Source organism: Croceicoccus marinus, from assembly GCF_001661675.2.
In the GTDB taxonomy this organism is placed as follows: domain Bacteria; phylum Pseudomonadota; class Alphaproteobacteria; order Sphingomonadales; family Sphingomonadaceae; genus Croceicoccus; species Croceicoccus marinus.
In genome coordinates this window covers 1982707-2007411 of sequence record NZ_CP019602.1, presented here as the reverse complement: position 1 = coordinate 2007411, position 24705 = coordinate 1982707, and the positions used below count along the sequence as shown (strand labels likewise).

General features: G+C 64.2%; 25 protein-coding genes. 9 read left to right on the top strand and 16 right to left on the bottom strand.

Features of this window, described 5'->3' with window-relative positions; translation table 11 throughout:
* The first annotated feature begins 7 nt into the window (after nt 1-7).
* Genes gcvPA through A9D14_RS09550 form a run of 5 tightly spaced genes read left to right on the top strand, consistent with a single transcriptional unit; the run spans nt 8 to nt 4104 of the window.
* Complete coding sequence (gene gcvPA / locus A9D14_RS09565; RefSeq protein WP_066845720.1) at nt 8-1369, top strand: aminomethyl-transferring glycine dehydrogenase subunit GcvPA; 1362 nt, start codon at nt 8-10, stop codon at nt 1367-1369.
* Nucleotides 1366-2973: an aminomethyl-transferring glycine dehydrogenase subunit GcvPB gene (gene gcvPB, locus A9D14_RS09560; RefSeq protein WP_066845719.1), complete on the top strand. Its 1608-nt coding sequence runs from the start codon at nt 1366-1368 to the stop codon at nt 2971-2973. Before gcvPA ends, gcvPB begins: the two co-directional genes overlap by 4 nt.
* Nucleotides 2974-2978: 5 nt before the next feature.
* Nucleotides 2979-3158 carry a hypothetical protein gene (locus A9D14_RS20040; protein WP_232468491.1) on the top strand — a complete coding sequence of 60 codons (180 nt, stop codon included), beginning with the start codon at nt 2979-2981 and terminating at the stop codon, nt 3156-3158.
* A gap of 6 nt (nt 3159-3164) precedes the next feature.
* Nucleotides 3165-3449 carry a methyltransferase family protein gene (locus A9D14_RS20035; RefSeq protein ID WP_232468490.1) on the top strand — a complete coding sequence of 95 codons (285 nt, stop codon included), beginning with the start codon at nt 3165-3167 and terminating at the stop codon, nt 3447-3449.
* 31 nt (nt 3450-3480) lie between these two features.
* Complete coding sequence (locus A9D14_RS09550) at nt 3481-4104, top strand: DUF938 domain-containing protein (RefSeq protein ID WP_198302081.1); 624 nt, start codon at nt 3481-3483, stop codon at nt 4102-4104.
* 84 nt (nt 4105-4188) lie between these two features.
* Here the strand turns inward: A9D14_RS09550 and A9D14_RS09545 are convergent, their stop codons facing one another.
* On the bottom strand, nt 4189-4326 hold the full coding sequence (locus A9D14_RS09545) for an entericidin A/B family lipoprotein (protein WP_066848805.1): 138 nt from the start codon (nt 4324-4326) through the stop codon (nt 4189-4191).
* 69 nt (nt 4327-4395) lie between these two features.
* On the bottom strand, nt 4396-5388 hold the full coding sequence (locus tag A9D14_RS09540; RefSeq protein WP_083987823.1) for a DMT family transporter: 993 nt from the start codon (nt 5386-5388) through the stop codon (nt 4396-4398).
* An 88-nt stretch (nt 5389-5476) separates the two neighbouring features.
* Here A9D14_RS09540 and A9D14_RS09535 point away from each other — a divergent pair, with 88 nt between their 5' ends.
* Nucleotides 5477-5698, top strand: coding sequence for a hypothetical protein (locus A9D14_RS09535; protein ID WP_232468489.1), 222 nt, complete (start codon nt 5477-5479; stop codon nt 5696-5698).
* A gap of 28 nt (nt 5699-5726) precedes the next feature.
* Here A9D14_RS09535 and A9D14_RS09530 read toward each other — a convergent pair whose 3' ends face one another.
* Nucleotides 5727-7229 (bottom strand): CpaF family protein, encoded by a 1503-nt coding sequence (locus A9D14_RS09530; RefSeq protein WP_066845718.1) that lies wholly within the window; start codon nt 7227-7229, stop codon nt 5727-5729.
* Between the two features lie 288 nt (nt 7230-7517).
* On the opposite strand from A9D14_RS09530, the gene A9D14_RS09525 reads away from it, so the two are divergent.
* Entirely contained in the window at nt 7518-8984 is a 1467-nt protein-coding gene (locus tag A9D14_RS09525; RefSeq protein ID WP_066845716.1) for a flippase, read from the top strand.
* Nucleotides 8981-10039 carry a class I SAM-dependent methyltransferase gene (locus tag A9D14_RS09520; protein ID WP_083987822.1) on the top strand — a complete coding sequence of 353 codons (1059 nt, stop codon included), beginning with the start codon at nt 8981-8983 and terminating at the stop codon, nt 10037-10039. The genes A9D14_RS09525 and A9D14_RS09520 overlap by 4 nt, the downstream gene beginning before the upstream one ends.
* 44 nt (nt 10040-10083) lie before the next feature.
* On the opposite strand, the gene A9D14_RS09515 is transcribed toward A9D14_RS09520, so the two are convergent.
* The 6 genes from A9D14_RS09515 to A9D14_RS09490 are packed head-to-tail and all read right to left on the bottom strand — an operon-like array spanning nt 10084 to nt 16889.
* The gene (locus A9D14_RS09515; RefSeq protein WP_066845711.1) at nt 10084-10884 is read right to left on the bottom strand and encodes a rhamnan synthesis F family protein; all 801 of its coding nucleotides are present in this window, start codon (nt 10882-10884) and stop codon (nt 10084-10086) included.
* Nucleotides 10881-11771, bottom strand: a complete 891-nt coding sequence (locus tag A9D14_RS09510) for a glycosyltransferase (protein WP_232468917.1) — start codon at nt 11769-11771, stop codon at nt 10881-10883. Before A9D14_RS09510 ends, A9D14_RS09515 begins: the two co-directional genes overlap by 4 nt.
* A gap of 59 nt (nt 11772-11830) precedes the next feature.
* Nucleotides 11831-13036, bottom strand: coding sequence for a glycosyltransferase (locus A9D14_RS09505; RefSeq protein ID WP_066845709.1), 1206 nt, complete (start codon nt 13034-13036; stop codon nt 11831-11833).
* Nucleotides 13037-13039: 3 nt separating this feature from the next.
* Complete coding sequence (locus A9D14_RS09500; RefSeq protein ID WP_066845708.1) at nt 13040-14722, bottom strand: ArnT family glycosyltransferase; 1683 nt, start codon at nt 14720-14722, stop codon at nt 13040-13042.
* Entirely contained in the window at nt 14719-15834 is a 1116-nt protein-coding gene (locus tag A9D14_RS09495) for an ArnT family glycosyltransferase (protein WP_087910487.1), read from the bottom strand. The genes A9D14_RS09500 and A9D14_RS09495 overlap by 4 nt, the downstream gene beginning before the upstream one ends.
* A gap of 2 nt (nt 15835-15836) precedes the next feature.
* Nucleotides 15837-16889: a glycosyltransferase family 2 protein gene (locus A9D14_RS09490; RefSeq protein WP_066845699.1), complete on the bottom strand. Its 1053-nt coding sequence runs from the start codon at nt 16887-16889 to the stop codon at nt 15837-15839.
* Between the two features lie 113 nt (nt 16890-17002).
* Here A9D14_RS09490 and A9D14_RS09485 point away from each other — a divergent pair, with 113 nt between their 5' ends.
* A complete protein-coding gene (locus A9D14_RS09485) occupies nt 17003-17296 on the top strand; it encodes an HNH endonuclease (RefSeq protein ID WP_066845696.1) in 294 nt (97 codons plus the stop codon).
* Nucleotides 17297-17308: 12 nt separating this feature from the next.
* Here A9D14_RS09485 and A9D14_RS19815 read toward each other — a convergent pair whose 3' ends face one another.
* The 7 genes from A9D14_RS19815 to A9D14_RS09455 all read right to left on the bottom strand — a co-directional run bounded on the left by A9D14_RS19815 (nt 17309) and on the right by A9D14_RS09455 (nt 24572).
* Nucleotides 17309-17458, bottom strand: coding sequence for a hypothetical protein (locus tag A9D14_RS19815; RefSeq protein ID WP_185885216.1), 150 nt, complete (start codon nt 17456-17458; stop codon nt 17309-17311).
* Nucleotides 17459-17750: 292 nt separating this feature from the next.
* Complete coding sequence (locus A9D14_RS09480; protein WP_066845691.1) at nt 17751-18008, bottom strand: ATP synthase F1 subunit epsilon; 258 nt, start codon at nt 18006-18008, stop codon at nt 17751-17753.
* A gap of 69 nt (nt 18009-18077) precedes the next feature.
* On the bottom strand, nt 18078-19553 hold the full coding sequence (gene atpD, locus A9D14_RS09475; protein ID WP_066845688.1) for a F0F1 ATP synthase subunit beta: 1476 nt from the start codon (nt 19551-19553) through the stop codon (nt 18078-18080).
* An 87-nt stretch (nt 19554-19640) separates the two neighbouring features.
* Complete coding sequence (locus tag A9D14_RS09470; RefSeq protein WP_066845686.1) at nt 19641-20516, bottom strand: F0F1 ATP synthase subunit gamma; 876 nt, start codon at nt 20514-20516, stop codon at nt 19641-19643.
* A gap of 31 nt (nt 20517-20547) precedes the next feature.
* A complete protein-coding gene (atpA, locus tag A9D14_RS09465) occupies nt 20548-22077 on the bottom strand; it encodes a F0F1 ATP synthase subunit alpha (protein ID WP_066845684.1) in 1530 nt (509 codons plus the stop codon).
* A gap of 33 nt (nt 22078-22110) precedes the next feature.
* Nucleotides 22111-22665 (bottom strand): F0F1 ATP synthase subunit delta, encoded by a 555-nt coding sequence (locus A9D14_RS09460; RefSeq protein WP_066848797.1) that lies wholly within the window; start codon nt 22663-22665, stop codon nt 22111-22113.
* 236 nt (nt 22666-22901) lie between these two features.
* Nucleotides 22902-24572, bottom strand: a complete 1671-nt coding sequence (locus tag A9D14_RS09455; RefSeq protein WP_083987821.1) for a S1C family serine protease — start codon at nt 24570-24572, stop codon at nt 22902-22904.
* Nucleotides 24573-24705 lie beyond the last annotated feature (133 nt).

The window sequence follows — 24705 nt, the reverse complement described above, 5'->3', positions numbered from 1 at the left end:
TTACCTGATGCGTTACCTTCCGCTGACCCAGAGCGACCGATCCGCCATGCTGGCGGCCATCGGCGTGGACGATGTCGATGCGCTGTTCGCCGATGTTCCGGCAGAAGCGCTGCTGAAAGACCCGGTTTCGGGCCTGCCGATGCATGCCAGCGAGATGGCGGTCGAGCGGCACATGAAGAAGCTGGCCGCGCAGAACCTGTCGGCGGCGGATGCGCCGTTCTTCCTGGGGGCGGGGGCCTATCGTCACCATATTCCCGCGACGGTCGATCATCTGATCCAGCGCGGCGAGTTCCTGACCGCCTATACCCCCTATCAGCCCGAGATCGCGCAGGGCACGCTGCAGGTGTTGTTCGAGTTCCAGACGCAGGTCGCGCGCATGTTCGGCACCGACATCGCCAATGCGTCGATGTATGACGGATCGACCGCGTGCTGGGAAGCGATCGCGATGGCGGGGCGCATCACCCGGAAGGAACGCGCCGTGATCGGCCCGATCCACCCGCATTATCTGTCCTCTGCCCAGACGATGGCGCGCTTCACCGGCGACGAGCTGGTAAGCGTGGGGCCGCAGCTGTCCGCCGATGCGGGCGAGGATGCGGTGATCGCCGCGATCGACGACAGGACCTCGGCGGTCGTGGTGCAATATCCCGACATCCTGGGCCGCGTGCCCGATCTGGCCAGGATCGCCGATGCGGCGCACGCCAAGGGCGCGCTGCTGGTCGCGGTTGTGACCGAGCCGGTGGCGCTGGGCCTGCTGGAAAGCCCCGGATCGCTCGGCGCGGATATCGTGGTGGGCGAGGGGCAGTCGCTGGGTGTCGGCCTGAACTTTGGCGGGCCCTATCTGGGCCTGTTCGGCGCGCGCGAGAAGTTCACGCGCCAGATGCCCGGCCGGCTGTGCGGCGAGACGGTGGACGCCGACGGCAAGCGCGGCTTCGTGCTGACCCTGTCGACGCGCGAGCAGCATATCCGGCGCGAGAAGGCGACCAGCAATATCTGCACCAACTCGGGCCTGTGCGCGCTGGCATTCTCGATCCACATGACGCTGCTGGGCGGCGACGGGCTGGGCAGGCTGGCCCGGATCAACCATGCCCGTGCGCTGGCGGTGGCCGAACGGCTGGGTGCGATCCCCGGCGTGGACGTCGTCAACGAAGGCAATTTCTTCAACGAGTTCACTTTGAAGCTGAGCGGCAGGGACGCGCGCGAGGTCGCCCATGCGCTGACCAAGCGCGAGATCCTGGGCGGCGTTTCGATGGGCCGCCTGTTCCCCGACCGCCCCGACATGGCCGAAGGGCTGCTGGTCGCCGTGACCGAGACGGTGAACGACGAGGACATCGACTATCTGGCCGGCGCGCTCCGGGAGGAAATGGCATGAACAGCATCAATCGCAGCGGCTGGAAGCCGGAAATGGGCGCTCCCGACGTGCATGGCGGCGAAGCCTCGCCCACGGCGAGCGGCGACCGCGCGCTGAACCTGGAAGAACCGCTGATCTTCGAGCTTCGCTCGGAAGGCAAGTGCGGCGTCGATTTCGACGATGTGCCCGAGGCGCTGTCGCCCGCGCTGGCGAAATTCGCGCGCAAGGCCCCGGTAGACCTGCCCGCGCTGGCAGAGCCCGAGACGGTGCGGCACTATACCCGCCTGTCGCGGCAGAACTATGCGATCGACCTGGGTCCGTTCCCGCTTGGCTCGTGCACGATGAAGCACAATCCCCGCCTGAACGAGGCGGTGGCCCGCATGCCCGGTTTCGCCGACATCCACCCGCTGCAGCCGATGGACACGGTGCAGGGCGCCTATGCTGTGATCGAGCAGCTGTCCGACTGGCTGATGAAGCTGACGAACATGAGCGCGGTGGCGATGAGCCCCAAGGCAGGCGCGCATGGCGAATTGTGCGGCATCCTGTGCATTCGTGCGGCGCTGGAAGCGCGCGGCGATGCGCGCGAGGTGATCCTGGTCCCCGAAAGCGCGCATGGCACCAATCCGGCGACCGCGGCCTTCGCAGGCTACCGCGTCGAGGATATTCCCGCGACGAAGGACGGCCGCGTCGACCTGCAGGCGCTGAAGGCACGGCTGGGTCCCGATGTCGCCGGCGTGATGATCACCAACCCGAACACCTGCGGATTGTTCGAGCGCGACATGAAGGCGATTTCCGACGCGGTGCATGCGGCGGGCGGGCTGGTCTATTGCGACGGGGCCAACTTCAACGCCATCGTCGGCAAGGTGCGCCCCGGCGACCTTGGCATCGATGCGATGCACATCAACCTGCACAAGACCTTCTCCACCCCGCATGGCGGCGGCGGTCCGGGCAGCGGGCCGGTGGTGCTGTCCGCAGCGCTGGCGCCCTTCGCGCCGATCCCCTTCGTGCGCCGCGACGACAAGGGGCGGCTGCGCATGGTCGAGGAACGCCAGTGCACGGATCAGGCACCGCAGAGCTTTGGCCGCATGGCCGCGTTCCACGGGCAGATGGGCATGTTCACCCGGGCGCTGACCTATATGCTCTCGCACGGGGCGGACGGGCTGCGGCAGGTGGCGGAGGATGCGGTGCTGAACGCCAATTACATCCTGCGTAGCCTTGACGACGTATTGGACGCGCCCTTTGCCGATGCGGGGCCGTGCATGCACGAGGCCTTGTTCAGCGACGACGACCTGCCCGAGGGCATGACCACGCTCGACATCGCGAAGGGACTGATCGACGAGGGGTTCCACCCGATGACGGTCTATTTCCCGCTGGTCGTGCACGGCGCGATGCTGGTCGAGCCGACCGAGACAGAGAGCAAGATGGGCCTCGACCGGCTGATCGGATCGCTACGCAGCCTGGCCCAGCGGGCAAAGGCGGGCGACGAGACGCTGAAATCCGCGCCGCATTTCGCGCCGCGCCGCCGGATGGACGAGACCAGGGCCGCGCGCAAACCCGTGCTGACGTGGAAGGCGCCTCCGAGCCCGGCGGGCGAACCGGCCCTGTGCGAACTGGGCGGTAGCTGAAGACGATGAACGTCGGCGGGGAAGCGAGCGCAGGCGTCCGCTTTCCGCCGCCGCTGATCTTTGCCGGGCTGCTGCTGGCGGGGCTGGCGGCAGACGACTGGCTGGGGCTTCGTCCGGCGATACCCGGCGCAGTGCGGAGCGCTGGGGCGGTGATCGTGGTCATCGGTCTGGTGCCGATCGCTTAGGCGCTGGTGCAGTTCCGCTCCGCCGGCAACGATCCCGAACCGTGGAAGCCCGATGCGGCCTTGGTGGCGCAGGGAATCTATCGCTTCACCCGCAATCCGATGTATCTGGGCATGGCGCTGGCGCATCTGGGGCTGGCGCTGGCGCTGGACAGCCTGGGCGCGCTGCTGGCCTGGCCGGTGGCGATCGTGCTGATCGACCGGCTGGTGATCGCGCGCGAGGAGCGCCATCTGGCCGCCCGCTTCGGCCCCGCGTTCGAGGAGTATCGCACCCGTGTCCGCCGCTGGATCTGACCGCACCGAAACCGAAAGGGCCGAGGCCGCAATAGGCCACGATCCCGCCGACCGCTGGATCGACCAGCGCCGCCACGCCCCCGCGACCGAGCGCAACCGCGAGCCGATTGCGGCCTGCCTTGCCGAGATCCTGCCGAAAACCGGCCTGGTGCTGGAAATCGCGAGCGGTTCGGGCGAGCATGCGCTGTATTTCGCGCGCCGGTTCCCGGCGCTCGACTGGCTGCCCAGCGATCCCGACCCGGACGCGATCCGATCCATCGCATCATGGCGCGAGGCTGAGGGACCGCCCAATCTGCGCGCGCCGGTTGCGCTGGATGCCAGCGCCGCCGAATGGCCGGTGGCGAGCGCCGACTCGATGCTGTGCGTGAACATGGTCCATATCAGTCCGTGGGCAGCGACCGAGGGCCTGTTCGCTGGCGCCGCGCGGGTGCTGTCGTCGGGCACGCCGCTGATCCTTTATGGTCCGTTCATCGCCGAGGATATCGAGACCGCGCCGTCCAACCTGCAATTCGATCAGTCGCTGAGGGCGCGCGATGCAAACTGGGGCCTGCGCGATCTGGCGGATGTGGTCGATCTGGCGAAAGGCAATGGCTTTGAGCTGGCCGAACGCCGCGAATTGCCCGCCAATAATCTGCTGCTGCATTTCCGCGCCTGACGACATCAAGGGCTCGGGGCACAAAAGAAAACGCCCGCCGGTGAGGGCGGGCGTTTCCGTTATTCCGAACTCGCGGGTCTGGACTCAGACCCCGTCGAGCGCTTCTTCACCGCGTTCGCCGACGGATTCGATGTCTTCGCCAGCTCCCTGAACGGTGTTGCAGGCGGCGGCTGAGAAGGCCAGCGAGCCAAGCGCACAGGCTATAGCGATACGACGGATCATGTAGAGCTCCTTTTTCATCTGTACCTCGCACAACGCCGGGCGGCGATGCCGGTTCCACGATGTTCGTGCCTATGGTTCCATCGTGCGGATGCGCCTGCGCCGCAGGATCTGTTCGCGTACCACGATGGTCATGCCCGCCGCGATGATCAGCGGCGCGCCCACCCACAGGCTGGCGGGCGGCAGATTGTCGAACAGGTACCAGCCATAGAAGGCCGCCGCGATCAGCGAGACGTAATCCATCACGATAACGCTCGCCACCTGGCCAAAGCGCAGCGCCAGCGTCAGCAGCACCTGGGCCAGCGTGCCCGCGACGCCGATCGCGACCAGAAGCGTAAGGTCGACCGGATCGCTCGTCCAGCCGTCGAACAGCGACCAGACGAACAGGACGGGCACGGTGAAGATCGCGAAATAGAGCACGATCGCCACGCTGTTCTCTGTCTGCGCAAGATCGCGGATCTGGATCGACACGAGCGCGACCATGAACGCCGCGCCGACGGCCACCATCGCGCCGAGAAGCGGAATCTGCCCGCCGCCGGGCCCAGCCACCACCAAGACGCCGGCAAACCCCAGCAGCACCGCCAGCCAGCGCCATCTGCCGACATGTTCGTGCAGGACCAGTGCTGACAGGATCACCGCGAAGATCGGCGCGGTGAAGCTGAAGGTGGTCGACACGGCGAGCGGCAGCAGGATCGGGGCCAGGAAATTCAGCACCATGCCGACCCCGCCATAGGCCGAACGAAGCAGATGGCCGCCCAGCCGGTCGGTGCGCATCACCGCGAAGCCGGCAGTCAGCGCCAGCCACGCGCATAATATCGGGATCGAGGCGGCCTGCCGGATCAGCAGCATGTGCGACAGCGCCAGCCCGTGTTCGTGCCCCAGCTTCACCAGCGCGAACATGGTGGCCAGCGTCAGCGCCGCCCCCAGCCGCAGCACCAAAGCCAGCGTGGGCCTTTGCCGCGCCAGAGGCGTCTTGCCGAGACCTTCCGGCGGAGGGCCGCCTGCCGCCGTGTCTGGTGCGTCCCGGCCGGTCAGCGTGTCGGCAGGGCTTGGGGTCTTGGCCATAGGGCCCTATGGGACCGCGGCGTCCCATGGATCAAGTGCGTTTTGCGCTGCAGCATGATCGGGCGAAGCTGACGGAGGCAGGGCAGAAGTGATCGACTGGCTGATCGCGAGTGATGCAGGGCACTGGACGATGCTGGCGCTGGGCGCGTTGCTGCTGGCCATCGTCGCGTGGCTGGGCGACTGGCGGCGGGCACGCCGGGCGCGGCCCGATGCAGTGGGCTGCATGCCGTGGACCGCCGTGTTCATGGCCGCCCTGCTGGTGGCGGTAGTCGCCGGATCGCTGGCGCTGCTGACGTGGCTGTCGCCCTAGGGGGCGATGCTTTCGGGCGGCGATGCCCCTAGAGGCAGGCCTGCAGGAACGCCTGGTCGAACCCGTACTGGCGCGCCTTTTCCAGCGTATAGGGCCTGAGGCCGGTGGAACGGTGCTCGCCGATGATCTTGCCGTCCTCGCCCTCGTCCAGATATTCGAACTTGAACAGGTCCTGCGTGACGATCACGTCGCCTTCCATGCCGATCACCTCGGTGATCTGGGTGGTGCGGCGCGAACCGTCGCGCAGGCGCTTCACCTGCACGATCAAATCGACCGAATCGGCGATCTGCTTGGAAATGGCGGCCTTGGGGATCTTGATGTCGCCCATCAGGATCATGTTCTCCATACGGCCCAGGCACTCGCGCGGGCTGTTGGAGTGGAGCGTACACATCGAACCGTCGTGGCCCGTGTTCATCGCGGCCAGCAGGTCGAAACATTCCGCGCCGCGGATTTCGCCCAGGATGATGCGGTCGGGGCGCATGCGCAGCGCGTTCTTCACAAGGTCGCCGATGGTGATCGCGCCTTCGCCCTCTAGGTTCGGCGGGCGCGTTTCCAGCGGCAGCCAGTGCGGTTGCTGCAGGCGAAGCTCGGCCGCGTCCTCGATCGTCAGCACGCGCTCGCCCGGGTCGATCATCTTGGACAGGGCGTTGAGCATGGTCGTCTTGCCCGAACCCGTACCGCCCGAGATGACGATGTTCATCCGGCTGGCGCCCGCGATCTTCAGCGCGGTCGCCATCTTGTCGTCCATCGACCCGAAGTCGCGCAGCATGTCGATGGTGATCGGCTTTTCGGAAAACTTGCGGATCGAGATCGCCGTGCCCTTCAGGCTGAGCGGCGGCACGATCACGTTGACGCGGCTGCCGTCCTTCAGGCGGGCGTCGGCCAGCGGCGTGGTCTGGTCGACGCGGCGGCCGACCTGGTTCACGATGCGCTGCGCGATCTGGAACAGGTGATTCTCATCCCGGAACTGGATCTTGGCGAGCTGCAGCTTGCCCTTCTTCTCGACATAGGTCTGCTGCGGGCCGTTGACCATGATGTCCGAGATGTCGGGATCGTTCAGCAGCTCTTCCAGCGGGCCGAAGCCCAGCAGCTCGTCGACCAGCACCTTTTCCAGCGCGAACTGCTCGCGCCGGTTGAGCGTGATCTTCAGCTCCTGCAGCACCTCCATGATGATGGGGCGGAATTCCTCGGACAGCTCTTCCTTGGTGAGGGTCGAGGCGGCCTCGGGATCGACGCGTTCCAGCAGGCGGGGAAGCACCTGTTCCTTGATCTTGTGGACGCTCGCCTCGAACCCCTCGGGCCCCTTGTCGGGTTCGTGGATCGCGTTCGACCGCTCGGCCAGCCGGGCCAGCGCCTCGTCATTGGCGTCGGGCCTGTGTTCGGGAAGCGGCGGAAACTGCTCGTCCATGCCCGGCGGCGGAGGAGGTGTGGTGCGCAGCGGTTCGGACCCGCCCTTCATCGGCCGCGCCACCCCGAAGGCGGGCCGCTGCCCCATGCCGCCCATTCCGTTCTTCCGGCCGAAAGCGTTCATTCACTCAATCCCTGCATCAAAGCCCGCGACGCGCAGCTGGCATGAATGGCGCGCCGCCGTTCACCAATTGCTGACAGGGTTTGGTGAATAAGCCGGAAACCTTGATTTTGTTTTAAGGGATCGTGCCGCATGGCGTCGCGGCGGACCCACCAATCCGCAGGCCGTGCTATCGGCAAGAGATGTGGAGGGGGCCGACGCGAATGGATGACATTGCCGGCCAATTCCTTACTGATGGGGCTTCTTCCGGCTTTGCGAAAGAGGCTCTTGTGAGAGGCTTTAAATGAAACGATGAGCCTCAGGAAAAACACACTCTACAATCTGCTCGGGCCCGTCGCGATGCTGGCGGTGTCGCTTTTGACGGTACCTGCGTATCTTGGGCTTATTGGTGAGACGCGATATGGCGTTCTGGCGATCGTCTGGGCATTGCTGGGGTATTTCGGCATCTTCGACCTTGGCCTTGGACGCGCCACCGCCCAGGAAATCGCTCGGATAGAGAGCCGCTCCCGGTTCGAGAAGGCAAGGGCGCTTGGCACCGCAATGTCGCTCAACATCGGGCTGGCGGTTATTGCCTTCGCGGTTCTATGGTTCGCATTACCCTTCGTTTTTTCGGACGTGCTGCGAATTGATAAGCCGATCCGTGAGGAAATTGTTCAGATCGCCCCCTGGTTATGCTTCGCGGTGCCGATCGCCACGATCAGCGCGGTGCTTGGCGGCGCCTTGCAGGGGGCAAGCCAGTTTCGCGCACTCAATCTGATCCTCGTCTTGGGTGCCCTGCTCTTTCAGCTTGTGCCGCTTGGTCTTGCCTATGAATTTTCGAATTCGCTAGCGCTTTTAATACCGGCGGCGCTTCTGACGAGGGTCGTCACGCTTTTTCTGATGCTGCTGTTTGTGGCACGATCGATTACCGGATGGAAACTTCTGCATTTCGACCGCTCGACTGCCAGACGGTTGGTCAGCTTCGGTTCGTGGGTAACGATTTCGTCGATTGTCGGACCGCTGATGACGATGCTCGACCGCTTCGTGATCGGAGCCTTGCAGGGCGCTCGACAAGTGGCGCACTACTCGGTGCCCTTTAATCTGGCGGATCGGACGACTTTGATCGCTTCTGCTCTCGGCAGTACGCTTTTCCCTCGATTTTCGGAGCTGCCGGAGGATGATGCCAGACGCTTGCTGGGAACAGGGTCCGATCGTCTGCTTGTTGCCATGACGCCACTGTTTGCGGTCGCTATCCTGGCGGTGGGGCCGTTTCTTGAGATCTGGATCGACCCAGATTTTGCCGCTGAAGCAGCGCCCGTAGGACGATTGCTCTTGTTCGCCTTCTTCGTGAATGCGGTCGCCTATCTTCCCTTCAGCTTTATCCAGGCGCGTGGCAGGCCGGATATCATCGCGAAGATCCACCTTTTCGAATTGCTCCCCTATTTTGCGCTTCTGGCAGCCGGTCTATGGCTTTTTGGCTTATGGGGCGCCGGACTTGCGTTTCTGATGCGTGTCGGCGCCGATACCGTCCTCATGCTCGGCTTTGCGGGAGTGCTGGCCGAAATGTTCAAAAAGCTTGTGATGCCCTTGATCATTCTCGCGGTAACCTTGGTGCTTTCCTCCACGGTTGAATCGTGGAGCCAGCTTTGGTGGCTGTCTTTCGCCTTCGTAGCCTGCGCGGCCTCGGGTTGGGCTTTCGTATCCATGCCGACCAGCCTTCGCACGGAAATCATTGATCTACTCACCGTTGTCTTTCGCAAGTCGGAGCCGGGCGGATGAACAGGGAAACACCTTGCCCATGGCAGGATCCATGGCCAGCAGATGCGCTCGAACATCTTGGCGAATGTCTGGTCTGTGGCGGTATTGAGCGGGAGATACTGGAAGCGGCGTTGATCGACGATACCTTCTGCACCGCTCGGGGAGAGTGGACACTCTGGAAGTGCGATGCCTGTCATAGCGCCTATCTGGACCCGAGGCCGGACGAAGCTTCGATCGGCCAGGCTTACGAGAGCTATTATACGCACGACGCTGGCCCGGCGGATGGCTTGGCTCCCTGGAACCGGTTTGCTGGGCCAAGCCGCTATTTCGCAAAAGGCTATGTAAATGCCCGGTTTGGCAGTCAGTTGAAGCCGGCTGTTCCTTTCGGAGGCTTTCTAAGACTACTACGCAGGAAATCGGCGCTTGGAGTCGAAGGAGAATTGCGAAACCTTCCTTGTCTGCCGGAAGCGGGTGCAAGCGTTCTGGATGTCGGTTGCGGTAGCGGAAGTTTTCTTGCCGTTGCACGTCAGCTAGGTTGGATGGTCCATGGGACCGATCCAGACCCGCAGGCACGGGCCAGTGCCAATGCCCTGGGGTTGCCCGTCACCGACGACACTCTTCCCGAATTGGCGGAAAAGGGCTGGAAATATGACGTAATCACGCTTAGCCACGTGATCGAACACGTTCACCGGCCCGTTGATACATTGCGGCAATGCCGCGCATTGCTGAAGTCCGGTGGGCGCATCTGGCTGGAAACGCCGAACATCGGCAGCCGAGGCTATCGCCGCTTCGGCCGCTATTGGCGAGGCATCGAAGCGCCGCGCCATCTCGTTTTGTTTACCAGGCGGTCGTTGAAAGAAGCGCTCGAAGCGGCCGGATTCACCGAAATCCGGGACGAATATATGGGTAACGCTGCGCCTGGAATGTTCGCCGAAAGCCGGGCTCTTGAAGAAGGCCTTCCGCGGACCCCCGAACGGCTTAGGGAACTGATGGAAGGATTTGCCGATCTGAGGCCAGGCCCTGCAGACGAGGGCGAATTCATTCGCTTGAGCGCATCTGCTGACCTCGACAGCTGACCGGCGATGCCTGACTCAGTTCTCTGCTTCGCAAACAGTGCTCTTCAGGGCTGGATGATGTCCCAGTCGTAAGACAGGTCCGGCATTTGTTGCAGGCGGGCAAGATCGATCCCCTGCCTGCGATTGTGACCCCAGATTAGCGACGCTTTTACGTAGGGAAATCCCTGCTGGACCAGCTCGACCGGCGAATGAATGGTCACATTCGTCCAGTAACGCATGGCAGGCACGACCGGCAGTGTGCCTTCGCGCTTGCGCAGAAAAGGGCGCGTCATCTCGCGTTTGCGGGGAGGACTGATGAAGCTGCTCCCGCTGAAACCTGCCTTCTCGAAATAACGGTACAGCGGGATCTCGTATCGGCGGATGACCTCGTTCTTGTCGTGCAGATCCTCGATATTTCTCCACCAGTCCGCCCATGCTCTGGATGTGATCAGCGGCTTTCTGAAGACTAGGAAAAAGCTTTGCAGATGCTTTCTTCCTCCCCCGAAGCTGGTGGTCAGCCCCCAGAAATCACCATCAAACGGTTTCATCTGCGCAAAGACCGAGGAAAGATCGCGGACCGGACCGATGATGCTCGAGTTCGTAAGTAGAATTTCGTCGAAGTCCTCCGTGGGGAACTTGTCGAGACCGTCGCGCCAAGCAGCGAAATCGAATCCCGTGTTCTCTCTTTGAAGAAATTCGCAGCCGATCGAAGCCAGAAAGTCTTTTCCACTCGCTGATACCGGCGAATTTGAAACGAAGACCAGACAATCCGAAAATGGCCTGAGGGCGGCTAGGTGGTATCGGATGTAAGCTGGCAAGTCGGGATCGCCGTGAAAGCTGGCGAAAGCTGTCAGGCGGCGCGTCATACAGTTGCTAGAAATGTCAGCTGGGAAAGCAGATTGTGCCGCTTCAGCCCGTTCCGTATCACGAAAGCCTTTCTGGCAAGAAAACCGCGCTCGTCGAGATAGCCATATCCGCGGGCAATCTCGCGCGAGGTGTCGGATAGGCGGGTGAGGAAGCGGTCGTGGAACGCACGCGCCTGACGCTTTTCCCCTTCGATGATGGCGGCGCGCGTCTTCAGCACCGCCAGTGGTTCGGCCGCGAACCGCGAAAGGGCGCCCGCCGTTCCCAGCCGGGCCGCGCCTAGGGTGTTTCGGCCATGCTGGCGATAAAGTGCGGTCTGCACCGGAACGTCGATCAACCGGCCGAATTCGGCCGCGACAAGGGCCAGCCACCAGTCATGCATGCGCGTGCCCTCCGGAATCGGAGCGGCGAGCCTTGCCAGCGTGTTGTTCCCCAGGGTGGCGCAGCCCGTCACCACATTGTGCACAAGCAGTCGGCGTAGCGGCAAGCTGGATGGGATTGAAGCGATCGAACAATGTTGGCGGAAAGACCCCGCGATCCGGTTGAGTTCTCCGTCGACAAGGACGAGATCGCTATAGGCCAGCAATGGCGTCTGAGCACCGTTCGGCGTTTCCAAGGTCCTGACGGCCTTCAACATGATGCCGAGCTTTTCCGGCAGCCAGACATCGTCCTGGTCGCAGCAAGCGAAATAGGGGGCATCCGTCGCTTCGAGCAACTTGCCGAAACTGGCGCATGCACCGATGTTGCCAAGCCCGTCGTCGAGCATTTCGCATTCGACACCATGATCGCGCGCCCATTCGCCGACCAGCTCGCGGGATCGGTCGCTCGAACCGTCATCGCGCACTATCAGGCGCCAGTCGCTATGGGTCTGCCCGAGCAGCGACTGCAATTGCTCCGGCAGGAAGCGCGCGCCATTATAGGTGGCAAGCAGTATGTCTATCCGGGTCGTCAAGCGATACCTTTCCGCGAACTGCTGATCCGTTGCTTTAGACCAGGCTGCGCGCCGCGATCCAGAACTTCCTCGAACATGGCACGCCAGTTCTTGCCGAGTGCATCGATGGAGAAGCGCGCCGCAATTGCCGCGTGATCGGTATGCACCGGTTCTGCGGCAAGCCGCCTTATGGCTGCAAGCAGCGCTTGGGGATCGCCCGGCGGAACAAGAGCGATGCCAGATTCCTCGCCCGTCAGCAGTTCGCGCATGGCGGGGCTGTCGCGCGTCACCACGGGCTTTCCCGACAGGATCAGCTGAAACACCTTGTTCGGGATCACGCTGGCGGCCTTCTCGCTCTGTCCGAATATGCCGAGCGTAACATCGGCGCGGCCAATATGGCGGTGGAGATCGCGGTAGTTGCACCAGTCGATCCACTCGAGAGTAGCGACCGGTTTCCTGTCCAGCATCTGGCGGATACGACGGGCTTCCTGACCGGTGCCAATGATGGTCCAGTCGATGCCGGCAGCTTCGGGCAGAGAAGCTGCCCCGATGATCGTTTCGATGCCATGCAGCGGGATGAATTGCCCGTAGAACAGGACGCGAGTCGAAGAATCGGCGTCGTTGCGAGAGGATTGCGCCGCCCCGGCGGCTGAGAATGCATCTGCTTCGGCTCCCACGAAGATTGCCGACAGCCGGTCCGGTGGAAGATCATATAGTTCGGCAAACATTCTCGCATGGGCGCGGGTATCGAGAACAAGCTTCACCGCGTTCCGGGCGGCGAGGCGTTCGGCGAAGCGAAGCAACCGGGCGGGAAAGCCATCTGGATCGAGCATCTGCCGGTCGCGCACGACGGTGTCATAGGCGCAGATGAAAACATCCCAGATGACAGGGATGCCTCGCAGCCTAGCGACCGGCCCGATGACGAGCGCGTCGATCACTCCGGGATAGGCCAGCAATATGACGTCGGGCCTGGGGGCGAGCAGGAAGCGAAGGACAAGAGCGGGATAGGCGAACAGGTAGCGAAGGGCGAACAGCAGCATTCCGGTTCCGCCCAGCCGACTCTTGTCTTCTACCCCGCTCCACAGGTCCTTGCAGATGGATCGCACCGGAATGCCTGCGGCTTTCATGGCCGCCAGCGTGATCCGGTTGCGGGGTTTGCCCATGTCGCAGCAACCCCACAGCAGGACATCGATGGGCGCGGCGGCGTGTTCGGGTGCGGGCATCGTTCAGAAACCGACGAACAGGTAGCCCTGGGGCGGGTGCGTCGATGGCGGCTCGGCAGCATCGGCCCAGAGCAGCAGCGTGTCGCGGTCTCCCTTTGCCAAGAGCTCGTGCATTCCGCGGTCGATGGAGACGATGGCGCCCGGACCGTAAACCGCTCCATCGATCCGCAGCGGGCTTCCGACCACTCGATAATCGCCGGGCACAAGGAATTCGGTGCGGACCGACTTCGCAGAACCCGGGATGCGTTTCCCGGTGATCCAGACAGGCCCCCAATAGCGCACGTAATTGCCGCGCAGTGCTGCAACATCGGCGGCGGACAGAATGCTTGCGGGCCGATCGCCGGTCATCACCTCGGTCAGCAGGGTGTCGTTTTCGAGGAGAAGGGGCACTGGCCGGCTCTGCATGGCCGAACGATAGCTGTTCTCTTTCGACGCGCGATACTGTTCCATGCCCCACGGCGTCATTAGCAGGTTCATCTTGTGGAAGTCGCCGATCATGCCGTTATGGTCGATATAAGCCACCGGATCGGGAAATATCTGGTGGACCGCGCCAAGCGTCTGGCGTTGACGGGCGATGACGGTTCGGTCTTCCTTCGCAAAGACCAGCAGAGCGAAGACGAGAAAGATCGCGGACAGGGCCCAGACGGGCAATCGCTTGCGAGCCAGCGACAGGGAGGGGCCGAGAGCCGCCGCCGCAGGTGCCAGCACGAAGACATAATAATAGGCTGCGGAATTGCGGTAGAAGAACAGCGTCAGGATTACCGAAAGCAATCCGGAAAGCGCCAGCTTTTCAGGCCGGGTCAGCGTGATCCGCCAGATCGCGAATGGAGACAGCAGGAGCAGCGCGGCAAATGCAGGAGAGATGCTGGCCGATTTTATCGTTATCGGTAGATAGGGCGGGGTGCCGATGAAGAACATCGCGCGGATCGAGGCGCCTATCATCGCCCCGGAAGCCTTGGCTGCGGATGTCGCTGCGTCTCCCCCCGACGAAGCGATCAGCGTGGCCGCCGGCATCGTGGCGGAATGCATAAGATAGATGACCGCGAATCCGAAGACGGCAGCGACGGGATACAGGGCCAGCCGGCCCCGCGCGGCGATGCTCCTTCCGCTTTCGGAAAGGCGCAGCCAGAAGAGCGCGGCAAAGGCGGGCAGGTAAAGGACGCACTTGATCGTGATTAACGGTGCGCTGCCTGCAAGCAGGCCGAAGCACAGCACCGACACGGGGGTTACCCTCAGCCGCGCCAATACGTAGAGCGCGCCCGTCAGAACCGCCGTGACCATTGGGTCGGATCGCAGCGAGAAGCCATGCTGAAAGACATATCCCGCCGACAGATAGGCCAGCGCGCAGAGGTAGGCGTTGGCTCGTCCGGTAAAGCGCCGCGCTATGCCGGCAATGAAGCAGAGGGTCGCAATTTCGCACGCGAACATGAAACACCGTGCGACAACGATGTGGTCGACCGCGTTACCCGGCCGGCCGGGCAGCCATGAGAACAGCCGTGCATGCAGCGTCTGCAGCGGGCGGCTGACGCCCCCCTTCACGAAGGCCTCGATCTCGTAGTTCCAGTAGAATTCATCCCAGTTGATGGACCGGGTGAAGATCATGCTGAATTGCAGGACCAGCAGCAGCGCGATGACGGCAAGCGGCCAGAGCGCCTCGCGTTCAGTTAGCTTGACGTCTCTCCTCACAAGGCCACCCGGCTTGGCCCGTTCAGGTCATCGGGTTCGGGAAGTAGTTTCGCCGGCTCCCAGACCAGGCGGGCATCGCCTTCACCTGCAGAACGCAGATGATGCACGGCGCGAGAGACATGCACGGTCTGCGCCGGGGCGAGGAGATCGCCGTCCAGGACCAGCGGCGCGTCATGGGCGGTGTATGGCCCGGGGACCAGGAATTCGCTTGCGCGGACAGCGGCGCCGTCGGGAACCTCTTTGCCGGCAGGAAATAGCGGACCGCTAAATTGTATGTATTTATCCCTGAGCGCTTCCGCATCGCGCGAAGCAAACAATTTGGGCCGGCCATTGTCGAGATCGCCGAACACCCACCAATTCGCCCACCAGTTCGCCAGCGCCAGGGGAACGGGAGCAGCTTCCGCTGCCTCCCTGCATAGCGGCTGACCGGTATCCCGGTAGGCTTGCATACCCCAGGGGGTCATGAAACCATTGCTGGGGCGAGCCCTGTGCCCATCATTGGTAAACCGCAACCAGGCGAGGCCCAGAAATGCCGGAGCAGACAGGACGGCCTTGATCTTTATCATTCCTGACAGTCCGGCTTGGGTGCCCGCTATCAGTGCAAGCGGCAGTCCCTGCCGGACGCCAAACGGCGCGCGGGCACGAATGGCCAATGCGACCATGAGCGCGGCAGTGGCTTGCGGATCGGTGCGAAAGGTGAAACCGTGCTGGAGGACGTATCCGGTAGTCAGATACGTAAGAACCGACAAAAGCGCGATCCGTTGGTCCGCAAATTGCCGAGCCGCAGCATAGATGCTCGCCAGGGTGACGAGTTCGCAGGCGAACATGGCCCGGCGTGCTACGACGATTGCGTCGACGTTGTTCGCCGTGCCGGGCAACCCGTTGAAATGCGGAACATGGAATGTCTGCAGCGCTGTCGGAAGCTGCCCCGAGCGGAAGTGTTCGACCATCGCGTAATAATGGAATTCGTCCCAGTTCACCGCCTTGGTTACAATCACCGTGGATTGCGCCGCCAGCAGCAGCGCTATCCCGGCGGTCGGCCAGAAGGGACTGTCGGGATCGGGCACAAGACCAGACGTGCCGCGCCGGACAGGCGTCGCTGTATTCGCCAAGTTCAGCGGCTCCGGCGCGCAGGCTCGCGCTTGCGTTTCACGAGGGGGAGGATGTCGGCCGCTTCGCCCTCCTTTTCGCAGGCCTCGGCCATGCCGTCGTCCTGCGCCAGCCGCTCCTCGAGCCTGCGGACCTTGTGCAGCGTCGCCTCCAGCAGCTTGCGATTGGCGGTGATCAAATCGGCCAGCATGCCCATCACGGCGACCAGCGCGCCCAGCACCAGCAGCGAGCCGCCAATGACGAGCGACTGGATATGACCGCTGCCATCGCCGTTCACATAGAACCACATGAACCGCACGATCGGCAGCAGGCCCGCCAGCGTCAGAAGCATACCGGTGCCGACGAACACGCGCAGCGCGTTATAGGTGGTATAGGCGCGCACGATCGTCACCCCGGTCTGGCTGATGAACCGCGGGATGGAGGTGAACAGGCGCGAGGGCCGCGTCGCCGGGTGGGTTCGGACCGGGACGCTGGTGATCGCCATGCGCTTGCGCCCGGCCTGGATCAGCATGTCGGTGGTATAGCTGAACTCGGTCGTGATGGTCAGGCGCTGTGCAGCCTCTCGGCTGATGGCGCGAAAGCCGCTGACTGCATCGGTGATGTCGGTTCCCGACAGCTTGCGCACGACCGAACTGCCCATCCTCTGCAGCCGCCGCTTGATCGGGCCGAAATGGGCGTTCTTGCCCACGCCCCGATCGCCGATCACGATATCCGCCTCTCCCCGCAGGATCGGCTGCACCAGCGCGGCGATATCCGCGCCTTCATATTGTCCGTCGGCATCGGTGTTCACGATGATATCGGCCCCCGCGACAAGGCACATGTCGAGCCCCGACTGGAACGCATTGGCAAGCCCGCGATTGCGGCGATGACGCACGACATGGTGGACACCCCAGCGGCGTGCGACTTCGGACGTATCGTCGTGCGATCCGTCGTCGATGACCAGGATCTCGATCGCGTCGATGCCGGGGATCTGACGTGGCAGGGCGGCCAGCGTCGCAGGCAGGTCGTCCGCCTCGTTCAAACACGGAATCTGGATGATAAGCCGCGTCAATGTCATTCCTCCTGCCGCGCAGAATCGTAGCGCAGCCGGGTATCGGCAATTCGGCTTGAAAAAACGTTAACCATCACGGGGCTTGCAGTCGGACTGTTTAGTCGGTCTTGTTGCCACCCATGGCCCAAAGCGACGAAGATCCCGATCTGCCCCTATGCTGGCTCTGCGAACGTCCGCTGGGCGAAACGGTGGAGCGGCATCATCCGGTGCCGAAAAGCCGCAGGGGGCGGCTGGTGGTTGACGTGCATCCGATCTGCCACCGCACGCTGCACGCGCGCTATACCAATTCGGAAATGGCAAGGCTGGGGGAGAACGTGGAGGCAATCAGAAGCGACGAAGAGATCGCGGCGTTCCTGCGCTGGGTCGCGAACAAGCCCGCCGACTTCCACGCCCCCACGCGAAAGCGCCGCTGAGCTTTCGCGAGATCAGGCCAGCCGCAGGAGGCGCTGCAGCAGGCCGGGCTCTTCCATGGGCTGGATCCGGCCGTAATGCTGGCGCCGCAGATTGGCGTCGGTGAAGGGGCGCGGACTGCTCCAGCTGTCCTTGCCCGATCTGTGGAACGTGTATCTCGACATGCTTGTGCCCCCCTGGCTGCCGATGGAAACTGAACGCTTACGGGGGCCCTTAAGACGAGCGGAAGCCGGGCGCTGACGATCCGCCGACTTATCCACAATGGCAGGACTGCCAATAGGCCGGGGTGGTGGTCGCTTGGATCGATGGCGCCCTCAGCAAGGCGAGGCAAGCCGTTGGGCCGTCACGCTTGCCGGTGCCGCCATGGCGCCGCCCCAAACGGAAAAAGCCCGCGCGGGGCGGGCCTTTGTCATGCCTTGAACGGCGGGCCGAAGTGTATCGGCCTTTTATGGAAGATCAATCCTCGACGTGCTCGGCCAGCACTGTCAGGCCGTTGTCGCCCACCTCGGCAAAACCGCCCGACACCGTGATGATCTCCGGCACGGCGTTCGCGGTCTTGTAGATGCGCATCTGGCCGTCGGCGATGGTCGACATGAAGGGGGCGTGGCCTTCCAGGACACCGAACGCACCCTCGCTGCCGGGGACTTCCACCATGTGGACGTCTTCCGAGCGGACCAGCTTGGCCGGGGTTACGAGTTCGAAATGCAGCGCCATCGTTTCAGCTTTCAGTCAATATCGTGAAGGAGGGGGCGGAAGCATTAGCCTCCGCCCGTCTCAATCAAATCAGGCGTCTTCGGCCAGCTTCTTGGCCTTCTCGACCGCCTCGTCGATGCCGCCGACCATATAGAAGGCCGCCTCGGGCAGATGGTCGTATTCGCCTTCGACCACGGCCTTGAACGACTTAACGGTGTCTTCCAGCTGGACGAACTTGCCCGGAATGCCGGTGAAGACCTCGGCCACATGGAACGGCTGCGACAGGAACTTCTGGATCTTGCGCGCGCGCTGGACGGTCAGCTTGTCCTCTTCCGACAGCTCGTCCATCCCCAGGATGGCGATGATGTCCTGCAGCGACTTGTACTTCTGCAGCGTCTCCTGAACGGCGCGGGCGGTCTCGTAATGCTCGGTACCGACGACGCGGGGTTCCAGAACGCGGCTGGTCGAATCCAGCGGGTCGACCGCGGGATAGATGCCCAGTTCCGAAATCGCGCGGTTCAGCGTGGTCGTCGCGTCAAGGTGGGCGAACGAGGTGGCCGGCGCAGGGTCGGTCAAGTCGTCGGCGGGCACGTAGATGGCCTGCACCGAGGTAATCGAACCCTTGGTGGTCGAGGTGATGCGTTCCTGCAGCGCACCCATGTCGGTCGACAGGGTCGGCTGATAGCCCACGGCCGAGGGAATACGGCCGAGCAGCGCCGACACTTCCGAACCCGCCTGCGTAAAGCGGAAGATGTTGTCGACGAAGAACAGCACGTCCTGGCCTTCCTGGTCGCGGAAGTACTCGGCCATGGTCAGGCCAGACAGCGCCACGCGGGCACGCGCGCCCGGCGGCTCGTTCATCTGGCCGAACACGAGCGCCACCTTGGAACCCTCCGAGGTTGCGTTGCCGTCGGCGTCCTTGGCGATGACGCCCGCGTCGAGGAATTCGTGATAGAGGTCGTTGCCCTCGCGGGTACGCTCACCCACGCCGGCGAACACCGACACGCCGCCGTGCCCCTTCGCGATATTGTTGATCAGTTCCTGGATCAGCACGGTCTTGCCCACGCCGGCGCCGCCGAACAGGCCGATCTTGCCGCCCTTCGCATAGGGAGCGAGCAGGTCGATGACCTTGATGCCGGTGACCAGGATGGCCGCTTCGGTCGACTGGTCGATGAATTCCGGAGCCTTGGCGTGGATCGGAGCATACATGTCCGAACCGACCGGTCCCATCTCGTCGATGGCTTCGCCGACGACGTTCATGATGCGGCCCAGCGTCTTGGGCCCGACGGGGACCGAGATCTGCTTGCCGGTGTTGGCGACGGGCTGGCCGCGGGTCAGGCCCTCAGTCGCGTCCATCGCGATCGTGCGGACCGTGCTTTCGCCAAGGTGCTGCGCGACTTCGAGAACGAGGCGCTGGCCGTTGTTGTCGGTTTCCAGCGCGGTGAGGATCGCGGGCAGCTCGCCTTCGAACACGACGTCGACGACGGCGCCGATGACCTGGCTGATCTTGCCCTGTGCGGGGACATTGGACGTGCCCGAATAGTCGAGCGAGGGTGCGGTGGCCATGGGTGTTTCCTTGCCTTTAACTTACAGCGCTTCCGCGCCAGCTGCATGTTGTTGCTACAGCGCTTCCGCGCCAGCTGCATGTTGTTGCTACAGCGCTTCCGCGCCAGCAATAATCTCGATGAGTTCGGTGGTGATCGCGGCCTGGCGGCTGCGGTTGTACTGGATCGTCAGCTTCTGGATCAGGTCGCCGGCGTTGCGCGTGGCATTGTCCATCGCGGTCATCGACGCGCCCTGTTCCGACGCATTATTCTCAAGCAGCGCCTTGAAGATCTGCGTCTTCAGATAGCGCGGCAGCAGCGCCTCGAGGATTTCCTCCTCGCCGGGCTCGTACTCAACCACCGCGTCGCTTTCGGGAGCGGCAGTTTCGGGAGCGGCGACCGGGATGATCTGCTGCTCGGTCGGGATCTGCGCCAGCGCCGACTGGAAGCGCGAGTAGAACAGATGCGCCACGTCGAAGCGGCCGTCCTGGTACATGCCGACCAGCTCGTCCGCGATCTGCTCGGCCTCGTTGAAGCCGGGCTCGCGCACCTGCGTGGTGTCGAACTGTACGCCGATCCGGTCGGGGAAGGTGCGCCGGATCACCGGACGGCCCTTGCGGCCGATCAGGTAGAATTCGACGTCCTTGCCGTCCGCAATCAGGGCGCGCGCCTTGACCAGCGCGGCCTTGACGATGTTCGAGTTGAACGCGCCGGCCAGACCCTTGTCCGAGTTGGCGACGACCAGCAGGTGCTTCTGCGTCGAGCCGGTGCCGGCGAGCAGGCGCGGGGCCTGGTCGTTCTTGCCGACCTTGCCGGCGAGGCTGGCCATCACGCCCGTCAGCCGTTCGGCATAGGGGCGTGCGGCTTCCGCCGCGGCCTGCGCCTTGCGCAGCTTCGCGGCGGCCACCATCTGCTTGGCCTTGGTGATCTTCTGGGTCGACTTGACCGAGTTGATCCGACCCTTGAGTTCCTTCAGCGAGGCCATTTCGGCTCCCTAGCTAGTGTTCTCTTGGGGTTCAGGCGAATTGCTTGGCGAAGGCCTGAAGGGCGGCGACGGTCTTGTCCTTCGTCTCGCCCTCGAACTTCTGCGTGGTGCGGATCTCGGCCAGAACGTCGGCATGCTGCGAACGCATGAACGACAGCATCTCGGCCTCGTACTCGGTCACGCGGTCCACGGCGATCGGATCGATATAGCCGTTGGTGCCCGCGAAGATCGACACGACCTGCTCCTCGAACGGCAGCGGCGAGAACTGCGGCTGCTTCAGCAGCTCGGTCAGGCGCGCGCCGCGGTTCAGCAGCTTCTGGGTCGAGGCGTCGAGGTCCGAACCGAACTGCGCGAAGGCCGCCATCTCGCGGTACTGCGCCAGCTCCAGCTTGATCGAGCCCGCGACCTTCTTCATCGCCTTGGTCTGGGCGGCACCGCCGACGCGGCTGACCGACAGGCCGACGTTGATGGCCGGGCGGATGCCCTGGAAGAACAGGCCGGTTTCAAGGAAGATCTGGCCGTCGGTGATCGAGATCACATTGGTCGGAATATAGGCCGACACGTCGCCCGCCTGCGTCTCGATGATGGGAAGGGCGGTCAGCGAACCGGCGCCGTTTTCCTCGTTCATCTTGGCCGCGCGCTCCAGCAGGCGGCTGTGCAGGTAGAACACGTCGCCGGGGTATGCTTCGCGGCCCGGAGGACGGCGCAGCAGCAGCGACATCTGGCGATAGGCGACGGCCTGCTTGGAAAGGTCGTCGTACACGATCACGGCGTGCATGCCGTTGTCGCGGAAAAATTCGCCCATCGCGCAGCCGGTGTAGGGCGCGAGGAACTGCAGCGGAGCGGGCTCCGACGCGGTGGCGGCGACGACGATGGAATACTCCATCGCGCCGTTTTCTTCGAGCTGGCGCACGATCTGCGCGACGGTCGAACGCTTCTGACCGACGGCGACATAGATGCAGTAGAGCTTCTTGCTCTCGTCATCGCCCGAGTTCGGGCCCTTCTGGTTGATGAAGGTGTCGATGGCGACGGCGGTCTTGCCGGTCTGGCGGTCGCCGATGATCAGCTCGCGCTGGCCGCGGCCCACGGGGACCAGGGCGTCGACGGCCTTCAGGCCAGTCTGCACGGGTTCGTGCACGGATTTGCGCGGGATGATGCCCGGGGCCTTCACCTCGACGCGCGAACGCTTGCCGGCGACGATCGGGCCCTTGCCGTCGATCGGGTTGCCCAGCGCGTCGACGACGCGGCCCAGCAGGCCCTTGCCGACGGGGACGTCCACGATGGTACCGGTACGCTTGACCTGGTCGCCTTCCTTGATGGCGGCGTCCGAGCCGAAGATCACGACGCCGACATTGTCGGCCTCGAGGTTCAGGGCCATGCCCTGGGTGCCGTCGGAGAATTCGACCATCTCGCCGGCCTGGACCTTGTCGAGGCCGTGGATGCGGGCGATGCCGTCACCCACCGAGAGGACGGAACCGACCTCGCTTACCTGCGCTTCGGTGCCGAAGCTGGCAATCTGGTCCTTGATGACCTTCGAGATTTCTGCGGCGCGGATTTCCATGGGTCTAATGCCTTTTCCTGGGACCTTTTACGGTCAGCCCTTCATGGCCTGGGCGAGAGTGTTGAGACGGGTGCGGATCGAGCTGTCGATCTGGCGGCTGCCGATCTTGACGATCAGCCCGCCAAGGATCGACGGATCGACCTCGGTACGGATCTTTACATCGCGGCCTTCGCGCGCGGTCAGTTTCTGCGTCAGCGCGCTCAGCTGCGAATCGTTCAGCGGGTGCGCGGTGGTGACATTGGCGGTCACCTCGCCGCGCTGGGCGGCGGCGATGGTGGCGAACGCGCGGATCATGTCGGGCAGGCTGGACAGCCGGCGATTCTTCGCCAGCACGCCCAGGAAATTCTTGGTCAGCGGCGCGAGGTGCAGATAATCGGCGACGCCCGTCATGGCAGAGCCCGCCTGCTTGCGGCCGATCTCCGGGTCCTTGAGCAACGCGGCGAGATCGCGCGATTCGGCGATCGCCGCGCGCAGCTTCTCAAGGTCGCTTTCGACCGCGGTGACCTGGTTCTCGTCCACTGCCAGTTCAAACAGTGCCGAGGCGTAGCGCCCCGCAAGACTGGCCGTGATGCCGCCCGTATTCTCCACGCTTGTCCTGTCCTCATGCATGCCGTGAAAACGGCCTGACCCCCCAAAACGCATCTGCCGAACCGTCGCCACCTGATCGTCATGTAGCGCAAATGCCCGGCCCGCGGGGAGCGTCCGTCACGGCGGCGCGCCTAGCAATGAAACCGCGGCATGACAACCGGCGCGCGGTCTGTTTTGCGGGGTAGCGGTACCATTATGCAGCGCCGCGCACCCGCCGCCAGCGGATTTGGCGCAAATCAGCCGTTTTCGTCTTCGGCGCCGTCTACGGCGCTTGCGGTTTCATCCCCCGCCGGGACGATCGCTCCCGGCTCGCAGCTATAGACCAGCCGCTCGTTCGGGGTTTCGGGCAGCAATTGGCGAATCGCCTGCTGCTGGTCGCCCAGGTCGCGCGCCGCGTCCTCGCCAGCGTCGCAGGCCGGGGCCTGATAGGCCGCCCGCGCCTCGCGCGCGGCGCTCATCGTATTGAGGTCGAGGAAAAAACGATCGGTGCGCAGCATACGCGTCGCCGGGTCATAGCGCGAGACCGAGACGGTCTGCTCGTTGCCCGGCACCATGATGCGGGTCCAGCCGTCAGAGGAAAGGCCGTATTGGGTGCGCCCGTTGACGCAGCCATCCTCGCTCCACTGCAGGTCGATGTCGTTGCTCGTCGACACGGTCACGCGGCTGCGGTCGGGCTGGAAGCGGCAGATGAAGCGACCGCGGTCCACGCTGGGCGAGGGCAGCTTCGCTTCGCCCCGCGCGGTCATCACGCTGCGCTGCGCATCGTCCCCGCGGGTTACGATGTCGCTGATGGATGGGCGTGCGATCCACGACGCCAGCGCGGCCAGCAGCGAGAAGCCGGCGAACGCGCCCGCCGCCACCGCCTGTTCGCGGCGCCCGTTGTCGAGCAGATAGATGCCGCCAAGACCGCCCATCATCGCGAACACCACCATCAGCCCGGCCAGGCCCATCAGCGTCTCGCGCTCGTCGATGGCTTCCAGTTCGGCCATGCGCGCGGCCTTTTCGGCGGCCAGGCTGCGCTGGTTCGCGGCGGCGGCGATGCGCGCGCGGCGGTCCGCATCCTCGCGCAGCGAGCGGGCGGCTTCCTCGGCATCGAGGTCGGCGAGCGAGCGGCACTCGGTCGCGGTGGTGCGCGGGGTGACCCCGGCCGCGCGCAGGAACGGGGCAAGCTCGCGCATCGAGACCGCGAAATAGAATTCCGAATCGCTGCCATTGTCGCTGATCGTGCCGAAGGCGTTGACACCCACCACGCGGCCGCAGGGATCGAGCAGCGGCCCGCCCGAATTGCCGACGCCGATCGCGGCGGTATGCAGGATCGTGTCGTAATCGGCAGAGGTGCGCCCCGCCGAGACCTGCCCGCGCGTCTTCACCGGCGGCTGCGGCGAGACGAGGCCATTGAGGCCGAGCCCCAGCGCCTGGTCGACATTGGCGGGATAGCCCACCGCATAGACGTCCTGCCCGTCCTCGACCCGCCCGGAATAGAGCGTGGAGGCAGGCAGCGAGGCATCCTCGGTGAGCTCGACCAGCGCGAGGTCGACCTCGCCCGCGATGCGCACGATGCGCGCGAAATAGCCGGTGCGCCCCTGGGCGGGCACGATGCCCAGCCGCAGCCGGTCGTCCTCCATCAGCGGGGCGAGGACATGGGCATTGGTGACAATCAGCGTGGGGGTGACGGCAAAGCCGGTGCCGTGGCCGATCACGTCATAGCCCGAGGCGTCGCGCATCACGATGACCACGCGCACGACCGAGCGGGCCGCGGCATTGATGTCGGCGGTGTCGGCGCGCGCGGCAGGCACGCCGCCCAGCAGCGAACCTGCCGCCGCCAGCGCCAGCAGCAGCGCGGCAGCAAACCCGCGCGCCCCACCAGCCAGCCGCGCCACGCGGCGACCCAAGGTTCCGAAACTCATCCCAACGTCCATGGCTGCGGGCCTTAGCGGCTTTCGGATCGCCATGGCAGGGGGTATCTCTGGCCGTCCCACAGGGTTTTTCGCGGGCCGGTTGCGGTTTGATCGCGGCTTTCGGGATGCGGGGCGCGCGGCA

Bases quoted from the DNA above. Each gene is read 5' to 3' on its own strand.
- A9D14_RS09520 (WP_083987822.1), top strand. From the start codon at position 8,981: ATGAACAGGGAAACACCTTGCCCATGGCAGGATCCATGGCCAGCAGAT.
- A9D14_RS20040 (WP_232468491.1), top strand. From the start codon at position 2,979: ATGAACGTCGGCGGGGAAGCGAGCGCAGGCGTCCGCTTTCCGCCGCCG.
- A9D14_RS09515 (WP_066845711.1), bottom strand. From the start codon at position 10,884: ATGACGCGCCGCCTGACAGCTTTCGCCAGCTTTCACGGCGATCCCGAC.
- A9D14_RS09540 (WP_083987823.1), bottom strand. From the start codon at position 5,388: ATGGCCAAGACCCCAAGCCCTGCCGACACGCTGACCGGCCGGGACGCA.
- A9D14_RS09455 (WP_083987821.1), bottom strand. From the start codon at position 24,572: ATGAGTTTCGGAACCTTGGGTCGCCGCGTGGCGCGGCTGGCTGGTGGG.
- atpD (WP_066845688.1), bottom strand. From the start codon at position 19,553: ATGGCCACCGCACCCTCGCTCGACTATTCGGGCACGTCCAATGTCCCC.
- A9D14_RS09470 (WP_066845686.1), bottom strand. From the start codon at position 20,516: ATGGCCTCGCTGAAGGAACTCAAGGGTCGGATCAACTCGGTCAAGTCG.
- A9D14_RS09525 (WP_066845716.1), top strand. From the start codon at position 7,518: ATGAGCCTCAGGAAAAACACACTCTACAATCTGCTCGGGCCCGTCGCG.
- A9D14_RS09545 (WP_066848805.1), bottom strand. From the start codon at position 4,326: ATGATCCGTCGTATCGCTATAGCCTGTGCGCTTGGCTCGCTGGCCTTC.
- A9D14_RS19815 (WP_185885216.1), bottom strand. From the start codon at position 17,458: ATGTCGAGATACACGTTCCACAGATCGGGCAAGGACAGCTGGAGCAGT.
- A9D14_RS09480 (WP_066845691.1), bottom strand. From the start codon at position 18,008: ATGGCGCTGCATTTCGAACTCGTAACCCCGGCCAAGCTGGTCCGCTCG.
- atpA (WP_066845684.1), bottom strand. From the start codon at position 22,077: ATGGAAATCCGCGCCGCAGAAATCTCGAAGGTCATCAAGGACCAGATT.
- A9D14_RS09505 (WP_066845709.1), bottom strand. From the start codon at position 13,036: ATGCCCGCACCCGAACACGCCGCCGCGCCCATCGATGTCCTGCTGTGG.
- gcvPA (WP_066845720.1), top strand. From the start codon at position 8: ATGCGTTACCTTCCGCTGACCCAGAGCGACCGATCCGCCATGCTGGCG.
- A9D14_RS09485 (WP_066845696.1), top strand. From the start codon at position 17,003: ATGGCCCAAAGCGACGAAGATCCCGATCTGCCCCTATGCTGGCTCTGC.
- gcvPB (WP_066845719.1), top strand. From the start codon at position 1,366: ATGAACAGCATCAATCGCAGCGGCTGGAAGCCGGAAATGGGCGCTCCC.
- A9D14_RS09530 (WP_066845718.1), bottom strand. From the start codon at position 7,229: ATGAACGCTTTCGGCCGGAAGAACGGAATGGGCGGCATGGGGCAGCGG.
- A9D14_RS09490 (WP_066845699.1), bottom strand. From the start codon at position 16,889: ATGACATTGACGCGGCTTATCATCCAGATTCCGTGTTTGAACGAGGCG.